11 protein-coding genes are annotated in these 13,077 nt (G+C 66.9%); 3 read left to right on the top strand and 8 right to left on the bottom strand.

Translation table 11 applies throughout. The annotated features are described in order from the left end of the window. Positions 1–67: 67 nt before the first annotated feature. A complete protein-coding gene (ppdK, locus tag QN347_RS09690) occupies positions 68–2,731 on the top strand; it encodes a pyruvate, phosphate dikinase (protein WP_322160211.1) in 2,664 nt (887 codons plus the stop codon). Between the two features lie 82 nt (positions 2,732–2,813). Here ppdK and QN347_RS09685 read toward each other — a convergent pair whose 3' ends face one another. From QN347_RS09685 to QN347_RS09650, 8 genes are all read right to left on the bottom strand, one after another. Then, the gene (locus QN347_RS09685; protein ID WP_322160210.1) at positions 2,814–3,470 is read right to left on the bottom strand and encodes a hypothetical protein; all 657 of its coding nucleotides are present in this window, start codon (positions 3,468–3,470) and stop codon (positions 2,814–2,816) included. A gap of 93 nt (positions 3,471–3,563) precedes the next feature. Further along, positions 3,564–4,562 (bottom strand): type II secretion system F family protein, encoded by a 999-nt coding sequence (locus QN347_RS09680; RefSeq protein ID WP_322160209.1) that lies wholly within the window; start codon positions 4,560–4,562, stop codon positions 3,564–3,566. A gap of 4 nt (positions 4,563–4,566) precedes the next feature. Further along, the gene (locus QN347_RS09675; RefSeq protein WP_322160208.1) at positions 4,567–5,541 is read right to left on the bottom strand and encodes a type II secretion system F family protein; all 975 of its coding nucleotides are present in this window, start codon (positions 5,539–5,541) and stop codon (positions 4,567–4,569) included. A gap of 83 nt (positions 5,542–5,624) precedes the next feature. Beyond that, positions 5,625–6,911, bottom strand: a complete 1,287-nt coding sequence (locus QN347_RS09670; protein ID WP_322160206.1) for a pilus assembly protein CpaE — start codon at positions 6,909–6,911, stop codon at positions 5,625–5,627. Continuing rightward, the gene (locus QN347_RS09665) at positions 6,911–7,552 is read right to left on the bottom strand and encodes a CpaD family pilus assembly protein (protein ID WP_133189677.1); all 642 of its coding nucleotides are present in this window, start codon (positions 7,550–7,552) and stop codon (positions 6,911–6,913) included. Before QN347_RS09665 ends, QN347_RS09670 begins: the two co-directional genes overlap by 1 nt. Before the next feature lie 18 nt (positions 7,553–7,570). Further along, entirely contained in the window at positions 7,571–9,262 is a 1,692-nt protein-coding gene (locus tag QN347_RS09660; protein ID WP_189675346.1) for a type II and III secretion system protein family protein, read from the bottom strand. Beyond that, the gene (gene cpaB / locus QN347_RS09655) at positions 9,262–10,293 is read right to left on the bottom strand and encodes a Flp pilus assembly protein CpaB (protein ID WP_189675345.1); all 1,032 of its coding nucleotides are present in this window, start codon (positions 10,291–10,293) and stop codon (positions 9,262–9,264) included. Before cpaB ends, QN347_RS09660 begins: the two co-directional genes overlap by 1 nt. 35 nt (positions 10,294–10,328) lie before the next feature. Next, positions 10,329–10,811 (bottom strand): A24 family peptidase, encoded by a 483-nt coding sequence (locus QN347_RS09650; protein WP_322160204.1) that lies wholly within the window; start codon positions 10,809–10,811, stop codon positions 10,329–10,331. A gap of 48 nt (positions 10,812–10,859) precedes the next feature. On the opposite strand from QN347_RS09650, the gene QN347_RS09645 reads away from it, so the two are divergent. Together QN347_RS09645 and QN347_RS09640 are read left to right on the top strand one after the other, a co-directional pair. Then, complete coding sequence (locus QN347_RS09645; protein WP_322160203.1) at positions 10,860–11,822, top strand: alpha/beta hydrolase; 963 nt, start codon at positions 10,860–10,862, stop codon at positions 11,820–11,822. Continuing rightward, complete coding sequence (locus QN347_RS09640; RefSeq protein ID WP_322160201.1) at positions 11,819–12,913, top strand: FAD-dependent oxidoreductase; 1,095 nt, start codon at positions 11,819–11,821, stop codon at positions 12,911–12,913. The genes QN347_RS09645 and QN347_RS09640 overlap by 4 nt, the downstream gene beginning before the upstream one ends. The last annotated feature ends 164 nt before the right edge of the window (positions 12,914–13,077 follow it).

The following is a 13,077-nucleotide window of genomic DNA, read 5'->3' as shown; positions in this document are numbered from 1 at the left end:
GTGATCATACCGCGACTTTTGCCGACGCCTCCCCAGCGAAAACCCAGGCACTGAGTAGGGAATATCCATGACGTACGTATATCGGTTCGGCGGCGGCGTTTCGGACGGCGGCAAGGGCGATCGCAACCTGCTGGGGGGCAAGGGCGCGAACTTGGCCGAGATGGCGTCGATCGGCCTGCCGGTGCCGCCGGGCTTCACCATCTCGACCGATTTCTGCGCGGTCTATTACGATGAAGGCGGGCAGTTTCCGCAAGGCCTGCGCGACGAAGTCGCCACCGGGATCGCGCATATCGAGGGCGTGACGGGCAAGCGCTTCGGCAATGCCGCCGATCCGCTGCTCGTCTCGGTCCGCTCGGGGGCGCGCGCCTCGATGCCGGGCATGATGGACACCGTGCTCAACCTCGGCCTCAACGACCAGACCGTCGAGGGCCTCGCCACCACGAGCGGCGACGCGCGCTTCGCGTGGGACAGCTATCGCCGCTTCATCCAGATGTATTCGGACGTCGTGCTCGAGCTCGACCATGACGCGTTCGAGGAAGCGCTCGAAATCGCCAAGGAAGACCGCGGCTACTTCCTCGACACCGACCTCACCGCCGATGATCTGCGCGCGCTCGTCGCCGAATATAAGGCGCTCGTCGAAAAGCAGTGGGGCAAGCCCTTCCCGCAGGACGTCCACGACCAGCTGTGGGGCGCGGTCGGCGCGGTGTTCGGCTCGTGGCAGTCCGAGCGCGCCAAGGTCTATCGCCGCCTGAACGACATCCCCGCATCGTGGGGCACCGCGGTCAACATCCAGGCGATGGTGTTCGGCAACATGGGCGACACCTCAGCGACGGGCGTCGCCTTCACGCGCGACCCCGCCAAGGGTGACCGCGCTTATTACGGCGAATTCCTGATCAACGCGCAGGGCGAGGACGTCGTCGCCGGTATCCGCACCCCGCAATACCTCACCACCGCGGCGCGTGAGGCGGCGGGTGCCAAGCCGCTGTCGATGGAAGAAGCGATGCCGGTGGTGTTCGCCGAGCTCGCCAAGGTGTTCGACCTGCTCGAGACGCATTACCGCGACATGCAGGACATCGAATTCACCGTGCAGCAGGGCAAGCTGTGGATGCTCCAGACGCGCTCGGGCAAGCGAACCGCCAAGGCCGCGCTCAAGATCGCGGTCGACATGGCCGAAGAGGGGCTGATCACGCGCGAGGAAGCCGTCCAGCGGATCGACCCCGCCGCGCTCGACCAGTTGCTCCACCCGACGCTCGACCCCAAGGCGCCGCGCGACGTGCTGACCAAGGGCCTGCCCGCATCGCCCGGCGCTGCATCGGGCCAGGCGGTGTTCGACAGCGACACCGCCGAGAAGCGCGCGAATGCTGGCGACTCGGTGATCCTGATCCGCACCGAGACGTCGCCCGAGGACATTCACGGCATGCACGCGGCGCGCGGCATCCTGACCGCACGCGGCGGGATGACCAGCCACGCCGCCGTCGTCGCGCGCGGCATGGGGCGGCCGTGCGTTTCGGGCGCCGGCTCGATCTCGATCGACGCCAAGGCCGGCGTGATGAAGGTCGGCGACCGGACGATCCGCGAGGGCGATCTCGTCACGATCGACGGCACCACCGGCGAAGTGATGGCGGGCGAAGTGCCGACCGTGCAGCCCGAACTGTCGGGCGATTTCGCCGCGCTGATGGTGTGGGCCGACGGCGTGCGCCGCCTGAAAGTTCGCGCCAATGCCGAGACCCCGCTCGACGCCAAGGTCGCGCGCGAGTTCGGTGCCGAGGGCATCGGTCTGTGCCGCACCGAGCACATGTTCTTCGATGCCCAGCGCATCACCGACGTGCGCCAGATGATCCTCGCCGAAGACGAAGCCGGCCGCCGCACCGCGCTCGACAAGCTGCTGCCCGCACAGCGCAGCGATTTCGTCCAGCTGTTCGAGGTAATGGCGGGCCTGCCCGTCACGATCCGCTTGCTCGATCCGCCGCTCCACGAATTCCTGCCGCACCAGGAAGCCGAATTCGCCGAGGTCGCGCGTTCGGCGGGGATCGACATCGACGTGCTCAAGCGTCGCGCTGCCGAGCTCCACGAGTTCAACCCGATGCTCGGCCATCGCGGCTGCCGCCTCGGCGTGACCTATCCTGAAATCTACGAGATGCAGGCGCGCGCGATCTTCGAGGCGGCTATCGAGGTCGCGGTCAAATCGGGCGCGGCGCCGATCCCCGAGGTGATGATCCCGCTGGTCGGCACCGCGCGCGAGCTCGAGCTGATGAAGGCCGTCGTCGACAAGGCGGCGGAAGCCGTGTTCGCCGACAAGGGGCACCGCATCGAATATCTCGTCGGCACGATGATCGAGCTGCCGCGGGCGTGCCTGATGGCGGGCGAGATCGCCGAGGCGGCCGAGTTCTTCTCGTTCGGCACCAACGATCTGACGCAGACCACGCTCGGCGTCAGCCGCGACGACGCCGCGCGCTTCCTCACCACCTATGTCGAGCGCGGCATCTACGCGCGCGATCCGTTCGTCTCGCTCGACGTCGAGGGCGTCGGGCAGCTAATCGAGATGGCGGCGGAGCGTGGTCGCGCGGCGCGCCCGGGAATCAAGCTCGGCATTTGCGGCGAGCATGGCGGCGATCCGGCGAGCATCGCGTTCTGCGAGGCGACCGGGCTCGACTACGTCTCGGCCTCGCCGTACCGCGTGCCGATCGCGCGGCTCGCGGCGGCGCAGGCGGCGCTGGCAAAGCAGGGCTGAGCGGGCTCGGCCGCACCGCGTTGCGCGCCATGCTCCCGAAACCCTCCTCCGAATAGCGGGGGAGGGGAACCGCCAGCCTTCTTCAGGCTGGCGGTGGAGGCGGTACCTCAGGCGCCTGCAGTGCGCCCGTTTCGACGTTTTCCCCCGGCGCATTCACCGATCCTGCGCGGAGCGCCGCAGCCTGCGCGCGCCATTCGTCGCGCGCGATCAGCCCCGCTGGCAACGCGAGCTGCTGCTCGAGCGCGATCTCGTCGGCGGCCGAGAGCTTCTCGATATCCTCGAACCGCACCAAGCCGAGGCTGAACAGCCGCGTCGCAAGCAGCGCGTCGATCCCGCGGATCCGCGTCAGATCCTCGCGCCCTGGGCGCGGATCGACTCTGGCGTGGGGGATGCCGTTGTCCGCTTCGACAACAGGCTCGTGGGGCGGCGCAACCGTCGCTGGCACGACCTCTGGCGTGACATCGTGCCTCGCGCCGCTCCGCAGCCGCGCGATCGTCTGCTCGGCGTCGGCATGGTCGGCGCGCAGCGACGCAAGCTCGTCCTTCAGGTCGGTCGCGCGCTGCTGCGCCGCGCGGAGCTTGTCCTCGGCATCGCGGTGATAGGCCGCATAGCTGTCGGCCTGCGCCCGCGCGCGCCGCTTCCATTTGGCGGCATTCGGTGCGCTGGCAAACCCGATCAGCCACCCGCTCAACAGCACGACCGTCAGTACGACGAACTGCTCCGATGTAGTAAACAGCATGGCCTCATCCCTCGACAGAACGTCGCGGTATAAAATGCCGTTAACTGCGTCGTGCGGCAAGGGCGCTTGCCGGCACCCCTGCCGCCGCGGTCGTCAGTGGTTGAACGCGTCGGAGATCGAGCAGGCCGCCGGGCCGAGAATGACGACGAACAGCGTTGGCAGGATGAACAGGATCAGCGGGATCGTCATGATCGCGGGGAGGCGCGCGGCCTTTTCCTCGGCGCGCATCATGCGTTCGTTGCGGAACTCGCCCGACAGCACGCGAAGCGCAGACGCCAGCGGCGTGCCGTATTTCTCGGTCTGGATCATCGTCGTGACGACGCCCTTGACCGCGTCGAGCTTGACGCGCTGTGCAAGGTTCTCGAACGCCTGGCGCCGTTCCGAGAGGAAGCCGAGTTCGATCGCGGTGAGCGTGAATTCGTCGCCCAGTTCGGGATAGGCGCGGCCCAGTTCGCGCGCGACGCGGTTGAACGCGGCGTCGACGGTGAGTCCCGCTTCGGCACAGATCACCAGCAAGTCGAGCGCGTCGGGCAAGCCGTTCTGGATCGCCTGGGAGCGTTTGGTGACGAGATTGTTGAGATAGATATCGGGCGCCTTGTACGACAGCACGAAGTTCATCGCGACCAGCGCGTACGCCTTCCACGGCGTCCAGCCAGCGAACATCTCGGTACCGTACACGACATAGACGCCGAACACGCCCCAGGTGAGCGGCAGCATCAACCGGCCGAAAATCACCGCGACGGCATATTCCTTCGAGCGGATACCCGCCTGCATCAGCTTGACCTGCGCCGCCTTGACCTGGCTGTCCTGGAGCACCTTGAGGCCCGACAGCAGCGCCTTGATCCGGTCGGTCGTCTCGTTCTTGGTGACGAGCTTGGCGCGGCGCTTGGTCGAGGCGGTGATGCCCGCCTTCAGCTGCTCGCGCCGGTCGTTGAGCGCCTTGACGCGCTTGGTCATCGGGTCGCGCGCAGTGGTCGCGGCATAGACCGCGAGCAGCACCATGAACGCGGCGATGCCGGCGAGGAAGGTCGCGACGGTGAAGACGTTGACGCCAAGGATGACGGGGCCAGCGGGATGATCGAGTGGGGTCATCGCATCAAATCTCGAAATTGACCATGCGGCTCATGATGAACGCGCCAAGCCCCATCCAGAGCAGCCCCCCGCCGCCGACGACCATCAGCCGCTGGTCGACGAAGAATTTCTGCATGTAGCTGCCATTGATCATCCAGATCATCCCGAACACGATGAACGGCAGCGATCCGACGATATAGGCCGACGCCTTCGACTCGGACGACATCGCCTTGATCTTCAACTTCATCTGACTGCGCATGCGCAGCACGTTGGCGAGGTTGGCGAGCGTTTCGGCCAGATTGCCGCCGGTTTCGCGCTGGATCGCGATGGTGATGACGAAGAACTGGAATTCGGGCGTGCCGAGCCGGTCGGCGGTTTCCTGCAGCGCGGCGTCCATCGTCCGGCCGATCTTCATCTTGTCGGTGATGCTCTTGAACTCGACGCCGACCGGACCGTCGACCTCGGCGCCGACGACGGCGATCGTCTCGGTGATCGGCAGGCCCGAGCGCAGTCCGCGCACGAGCAGCTCGATCGCATCGGGAAACTTGCTGGTGAATTGCGCGATGCGGCGCTTGATGAAGAAGCCGACGACCATGTGCGGCACGCCACCCCCGATCACGACGCCGAGCAGCAGCCCGAGCAGCACCGGCAACCCGATGATCGACAGCAGGATCGTCACGCCCATCACGATGCCGATCGTCGCCATGCCGTATTGGCCGACGGTCCAGGTCTTGCCCGTCATCGCCAGCCGCTTCTTGAGCAAGGCAGGACGGGGCAGGAAGCGCGCCGCGGCAGCATCCATCTTGGTGCCTTGCAGCGACGAGATGCGGCGCATCTGGGCGTCGACCAGCGTATTGGCCGAATCGCCGTGACGCGCGCGCATCGCCGCGACACGCCGCGTTCGAGCGCGTTCGGGCGAGGGGCCGGCAAAGGCGAACGCGACCAGCATCAGCATGATCAGCGCGCCGCCACCCAGCGAAAGAACGGGCATCAAGTCCATGAGCCTATCAAGCGCTCCGCTTCGTTACCACGGCGTTTACGGCGCCCCCAAAAACTGACCCAAAAACCGACATTGGCGTGGCTTCACGCCTTCTTCTTGCGCGACACCAGCGCCTTGAAGTCGAACTTGCCGACGAGCGAAGTGCCCTTGGCGGCAGGTTTCTTCTTGCTGCCGGTATCGATCGACTCGGCCGAATCGCCGACCGCCATCAATTTCGTCGCGAGGTCGATGATCGGCAGGATCGTCTTCGAACCCTTGCCCGCCTCGGCGAACGGCTTGCCGAGCTTGGCGGACTGCGCCGCGAGCTTCTGATCGAACACGATGCTGAAATCGATCTTGCGCTCGATCGAGCCCTCGAAGTCCTTGCGGCTGATCTCGAGCTGCGCGACCGGCTGGACGCGGTTGGCGACGACCACGACTTGCGTCTGCGGCGCGTTGGACTTCATCCACGATAGCAGCCGGATCGTGTCGCGGGCTGCCGCCAGCGTCAGTTCGGTGACGATCACCGCGACTTGAATGTCCGAGATCAAGTGCGGATGCTGGACCAGCATGGTGCGCGGCAGATCGACCACGGTGCATTCGAACGCGGCGCGCATTTCCTCCTGCAACTGGTAGAAGGCCGATCCGTCGGTCATCAGCGGCGAATTGATCGGCGCCTCGGCCGACAGCACCGACAGCCGCTCGCTCGATTTGACCATCGCGCGTTCGATGAACAGCCCGTCGATGCGGCTCGGATTCTCGATCGCGTCGGTCAGGCCGCGGCCGGGCTCGAGATCGAGCGACAGCGCGCCGGTGCCGAAATGCACGTCGAGATCGAGCAACGCCGTGGTCCGCGCGCCCTTTTCGCTCAGCACCCAGGCGACCGAGGTCGCCAGGCTCGACGCGCCGACACCGCCGCGCGCGCCGATAAATGCGGTCGAGATATGCGGCCGCTCGGTCCCCGCCTCGACCGCTTTCGGCGCGTTGAGGATCGCCTGCGCGTTGGTGAAGGCCTCGCGCAGCATGTCGGGGTTGAGCGGCTTGAGCAGATAATCCTGGATCCCGCTGACGACGAGATCGCGATAGAGCCGGACGTCGTTGACCTGGCCCGCCGCGATCACGACGGTGCCGGGCTCGCAAACCTCGGCGAGCGCATTGATGTCGTTGAGCGGGTCGCCGCTTTCGGACAGATCGACGAACAGGATCTGCGGCGAGGCCGAGACCGAGAGCGATTGCACCGCGTTGCGCAGGCCGCCCTTGTTCACCTTTTCGGGCGCCCAGCCCATTTCGGTGACGATCGGCCGTAGCGTCTCGGCGGTGGTCTCGTCGCAGACATAAGCGGAGAAGGGATCGCGAAGACCCATCCGGCCGGGATTGAACGGTGCGTTCATTATTTGCCTCCGGCGCTTTCGGCCTTGATGGTGGTGCCGCCGGCGCCGCTCGGCGGGGCCTTGCGGAAGCTGTCGATCGCCTTTGCCGAAGCGGACTGATCGGCGACGCCGTTGCCCGTCTGGCCGAGCACGAGATCGGCTGGGTTGGCGATCATCGCAGCGAGCGTCGCGTTGCTCGCACAGCCATGATTCGAGGACGTGTTCGCCTCGAAATCGGTCGAGCTATCACGGCTGAAATCGGGGCAACCGGGCACGCTCGCCTTCATCCGCGTCACCACCACACGGACGGTGCCCGCGGTGATCGGCGCGTTGGTGACGGGCGCGTCGTCGGAAACGAGCAAGCCGTAATGCGCCACCTGGCGCGCCACCGCCTCGCGCACGCCAGCGCCGTAGGGGTTGGGATCGTCGATCGCGACTCGGTCGCCATAGCCGACACGGAGCGAGGCCATCCAGCCGGCGAGACGCTGTTCTTCGCCGGGGGCGAGGTCACCGCCGCTGGTCGCGACGTCGAGTGCATAGTCGCTGCGGCTGACGACCGGCTGGTGGACCGATTCGAGCCCGCGATTCTGCGTGCCGGCGCATGCGCCGACGAGCAACGCCGGGGCGAGGGTGGTCGCGATCAAGAGACTGCGCTTGAACATGATCATGTTCCTCCGGCCTTAGTTGCTGAAACCGGGCGCGACATTGGCGCCCCTTTTGGGCTTGCCCGCGGGTGCGGGAAGAGCGGGCAGCGGTGCGCTGTCGCGATCACCCGGTGCCGAAGGCGCGCGCTGCGGCACTTGCAGCGCGGCCTGGAAGGCGGGCTGCAGCGGGTCGCGCGGGGCCATTGTCGGCTTGGGACGATCGCCGCCGGTGGTGCCGCTTCCCAACTGCCCCATGAACACGCGGCCGAGATCGGTCGGCGCCTTATAGCCATCGGTCGGCAGGACGATGTCGGCGGCGTTGACCGGCTTGACCAGATACGGCGTGATCACGATCACCAGCTCGGTCTCGTTGCGCTGGAACGCGTTCGAGCGGAACAGCGCGCCGACCACGGGCATGTCGCCGAGCGCCGGCGCCTTGTCGATCGAGTTGTTGTGGTTGTTCGACAACAGCCCGGCGATCATCATGCTCTGGCCCGAGCCGAGCTCGACCGTCGTTTCGGCACGCCGCGTCGTCAGCGCAGGGATGCTGACGCCCGACAGCGTGACCGCGCCTTGCGACGACAGCTGCGACACTTCGGGGCGAACGTGGAGCGAGATGCGCCCGTCGGAGAGCACCGTCGGCGTGTAGGACAGGCTGACGCCATATTGCTTGTAGTCGACCGACACCGCGCCGAGCCCCTGCGAGATCGGGATCGGGAATTCGCCGCCGGCCAGGAACGAGCCGGTCTCGCCCGAGATCACGGTGATGTTCGGATTGGCGAGCGTCGAGACTTGCCCGTCGCGTTCGCCCAGATCGAGCGAAGCGAGCAGATCCATGCCGAACGCGCGGCCCGCAATCCCGAGCGCGGTGCCCATGCCGGTCGCGGCCGGGAAGGCGAATTGCGTCTGGCCGGGCTTCAGTCCGCTCGCGATCAGCGTCGGATCGCCGGGCACGCCAGGGACGGTCGTGATGGATGCGGCGCGGCCTTGATTGAGGTTGAAGATCGCGCCGCTGCCGATCTGGCGGTTGGCGAGATTGACGCCGATATTCTTGACGAAGCTGCGGCTGACTTCGGCGATCCGCACTTGCAGATTGACTTGCAGCGGAGTCGCCGCGCGCAGCCGGTTGATCACGCCGATCTTGAGCCCGGTCTCGGCCCCTGGCACGACGCCGGGGTTGAGCAGTCCGCTCACCAGCCGTTGTGCCTGGGCGCTGTCCTCGGGCGAGGCGACCGTCCCGGTCAGCACCGCGATCTGGCCGACCGTGGTGACGCGGATGTCGCTGTCGGGCATGGCGAGCTTCACCATGCGGTCGATCGAGGTCAGGTTCTGGCTAACGCGGATGTTGGCGGCGTAGATCACAGCACCGCTCGCGCTCGTCGCGAAGATCGTCGACTCGCCGAAATCCTTGCCGAACAGATGGATCTGGTGCGGGTTGCTGACATAGACGTCGGCGACACCCGGGTTCGAGATCCACACGTCGCTGACGCTGGCGGGCAGGTTGATCAACTCGCCCTGACCGGTCGACAGCGTAACCTCGTTGGTCGGCCGCACCGTGCCCGTGGGGGCCGATCCGATATGCGTCACGGCGTGGCTGGCCGGGCGGGCGGGCGAGCCTCGCCGCGGTGGCTTGCCGCCTGCGGCGAGGAGCGGAGCGGGTGCGCTGGCGACCAGCGCTGTCAGGACCGTCGCCGAAACGGCGCGGTGCAGGAAGCCGAGGTTGCGCATCACTTCTTCCCCTCAACGGCGACATCGGTCACCGCATTGCCGCGAACGATATGGACCATCGGCCCGGCGCGTACCGCACCCCCCCCGGGAAAACCGCCGCTTGGAGCGACCATGCCAGGGGCCCCTGGAGCGCCGGCCTGGGCTACTTTTCCCGGAACCGAGCTGCGCTGGAAGCGCGAGACATCGGCACCCGTCGCCATCGTGCCGCCACCCGCCGAGGGCGAGGCCGCGATGCGCGTGAGCATCGCCTTTTCGGCCTTGGGGTCTTCGGGCATGGTGACGTTGCCGCTGGCGATCGCCTGTTCGAGATCGCTGTTGTTGTCGGCGATCGAGCGCAGCGACAGCGACAGCGAGCCGAGCGTCTGCGCGACGGCAATCTGTTCTGCGATCTTGGGCGTTGCCTCGATCGTCACGTTCGAGAAGGTGCGGACGACCGACTTGCCGTCTTCGCCGACGCCATTGTCGGTGCGCTGATCGGTGGCGAGCACGCGCAAGTTGCGCATGATCGTCTCGGCCGCCTTGAGCGGGGGACCATCACCGCCGCCCACCACGGCCTGCGTCAGGATCAGATCGATTCGGTCGCCTGGAAACACGAAGCCCGCGACGCTCGTCTGAGTCTGCACGGGTACGGTGACGGCGCGCATGCCAGGCCCGAGCGCTGCAGCGAGGAACCCGCGGTCGCCCGGCTTGACCAGCGCGCCTTGCGTCAGCGGCTGCCCGGCGGTGATCGCGTTGCGCACCACGGTGCCAAGCAGCGTACGCTGATCGAAGCCACCCTTCTTGATGAAATAGGCATTCTCGACGAGCTCCTTTGGCCAGGGCTGGAACTTCAGCGCAGTGGCATCGAGGATCGTGCCGACCGGCAGCGCCTTGGTCGCGACGAGCACTTCGGGCCCGTCGACCACCGGAGCGGCGACCACGGCATTGGCTTGCGGCGCCGAACTGCCGACGATCAGCGATCGCGCCATGAACGCGGTGATCGCAGCGACGATCAGCGCTCCCACCAGCAATAGGACCTTGCGACTATCCATTTCGAACCTTTCGAACGTGGGCGGTTGAGCCCGCGTTAAGCATTCACACCAAAGTGGTTAAAAAGCGGTTCACGAAGCGCGAACAAGGCGGCGATTGCGATCGCGACGCCATAGGGGATCTCGATCGGGGTGGTCCGACGGCGGAGACGATGCTCGATCATCACCACCGCGGTCAGCGCGCCGCCGACCAGCGACATCACGATCAGCATCCACACCAGCGGCACCAGCGGCAGCCACAAAGCGAGCGCGCCGATCATCTTGACGTCGCCGCCGCCCATCCAGCCCAACTGGAATGTGGCGATGAACAGCGCGAATACGATCAGCGCGAGCCCGAATTGCGCGGCCATGTCGGGCCACACCGCGAGCCCGCACGCCCACCAATAGAAGGGCGCGAGCAATGCGATCGCGGCGTTTTTCCAATTTGCGATCTCACGCGTGCGCGCGTCCTGGATCCCGGCCGAAACCAGGATCAGCGCCAATGTCGCCACCAACACAATCGAAAGAGTATCCCCACGCATGCGGGAAAGGCCTAGACGACAGGCCTTTCGAAACCGTAACCATGATCCATGGTTTCCCCCCAGCTGTATCGACGCGCGATTCCCGCCGCGGCGCGGATCACGCGCTGGACTGCGCCCGACGGCTGGGCGCTGCGCCGGTTCGACTGGCCAGCGAACGGGCCCGCGCGCGGGCGGATGCTGTTCCAGGGCGGGCGCGGCGATATCTTCGAGAAATATCTCGAGGCGTTCGCGCATTGGCAGGCGCAAGGCTGGTCGATCACCTCGTTCGACTGGCGCGGGCAGGGCGGCTCGGGGCGGCTCTCGCCCAATCCGCATGTCGGGCATGTCGACGATTTCCAGCTCTATATCGACGATTTCCGCGCGTTCTGGGCGGAATGGCGGGCCGAGAGTGCCGCTGGCACTGGCGGGCCGCTTGTCGCGATCGGACACTCGATGGGCGGGCATTTGCTGCTGCGCGCGCTGGTCGAGGGTGCGGCGGAGCCCGATGCGGCGGTGCTGGTCGCGCCGATGCTGGGGCTACACAGCCCGCTCGGTGCGACGCTCGGCGAGCGCCTCGCGGTCCTGCTCGGCGGGATCGGCGATGCCGCGCGGCCGGCGTGGCGCGGCAATGAGAAGCCCGCGACGACCGAAACCCGCCAGGCGCTGCTGACGCACGATCAGGATCGCTACGAAGACGAGCTCTTCTGGCAGGCGAGCAAGCCAGATTTGCTGCTTGGCCCGCCGAGTTGGCGCTGGGTGATCGAGGCATTCCGCTCGACTCGACGGTTGCGCGCCGATTCGCGGTTGAAAACGCTCTCCGTGCCGCTGCTGTTCGTCGTGCCCGAGAACGACCAGCTCGTCGCGCCCAAGGCCGCTTACGGCGTCGCGGCAAAGCTGCCCGATGCGCAGGTCGCGCGCTTCGGCGTGGAATCGGCGCACGAAATTCTCCGCGAGGTCGATGCGGTGCGCAATCGCGCGCTGGGCGCGATCGACGGCTTTCTGGCGGCGCGGGCACCCGGACCACGCGCATGAAGCACTACGATGTCGCAATCGTCGGTGCGGGAATCGCGGGCGCGAGCCTTGCCGCGGCGATCGCGCCGTTCGTGCCGGTGGTGCTGCTCGAGGCCGAGGACGTGGCGGGCTATCACGCGACGGGGCGGTCGGCTGCGTTCTGGTCGGAAACCTATGGCGGCCCGGGGATCCAGCCGCTGACCACGGCGTCGGGGCCGGCGCTGCGGGCAGGCGGGTTCCTGCAGGATCTCGGGTCGCTCCATATTGGCCGCGCCGAGGATGCGCCCGCGATCGACGCGTTTCTTGCCGAATTTGCCGGGAGCGGCGTCGCGCTCGACCGAGTCGACCCGCACGCGCTCGTTCCCGGCCTGCGTCCCGAATGGACGCTCGGCGTGCTCGAGGCGAGCAGCACGTACATCGACGTCGCCGCGCTGCACGCCCATTACCTCGCCCAGGCCAAGCGCGCGGGTGCGACGCTGCTGGTCTCGGCACCGCTGCAAAGCGCCGAGCGGCGCAACGATTGCTGGGAAGTGCAGACCGGGGGCGGGCCGGTGAGCGCGCCGATCCTCGTCAACGCCGCGGGCGCCTGGGCCGATCAGGTCGCTGGGCGCGTCGGAGTCGCGCCGATCGGGATCACCGCGTACCGCCGCACCGTCGTGCAGCTCGCGACCGACCCGGCCGCACCCGATACGTTGCCGCATATCGCCGACATTTCGGGAAGCTTCTACTTCAAGCCCGAAGCAGGCGGGCGGTTGTGGCTGAGTCCGCATGACGAGACCGAAGCACCCCTCGGCGATGCCCAGCCCGAGGAACTCGACGTCGCGATTGCGATCGACCGATTCGAGCATGTCGTCGACTGGACGATCACGCGCGTCGAGCGGCGCTGGGCGGGATTGCGCAGTTTCGCGCCCGATCGCTTGCCCGTTTATGGCTTCGCGGCCGAGTCGCCGGGCTTTTTCTGGTTTGCCGGGCAGGGGGGATTCGGCATCCAGACCGCGCCGGCCGCCGCCGCCCTGGCCGCTGCGCTGCTGCTCGGCAGGGAGCCTGATCCAAGCGTCGCGGGAATCGATCCCGCGCGATATGCTCCGGGTCGGTTCGTCGCGGTAGCGTAACGACCGAATTCGCGCTATGCCTGCGGCTCATCCGGGAGAGCGATGATGGCGCATAAGTTCGTGATCGAGCAGAACAAAGCCGGCGAGTATAGCCTGACTCATTGAGGAGCCGGAAAAGAGGTTGCGTTGTGGTCCGGAAGCGATTCATGTTCCAACATGATCCG

The organism is Sphingomonas sp. 10B4 (assembly GCF_035019905.1).
GTDB lineage: Bacteria > Pseudomonadota > Alphaproteobacteria > Sphingomonadales > Sphingomonadaceae > Sphingomonas > Sphingomonas glacialis.
Note: the sequence above shows the minus strand (reverse complement) of the source record. Positions and strands in the feature narration are given on the sequence as shown.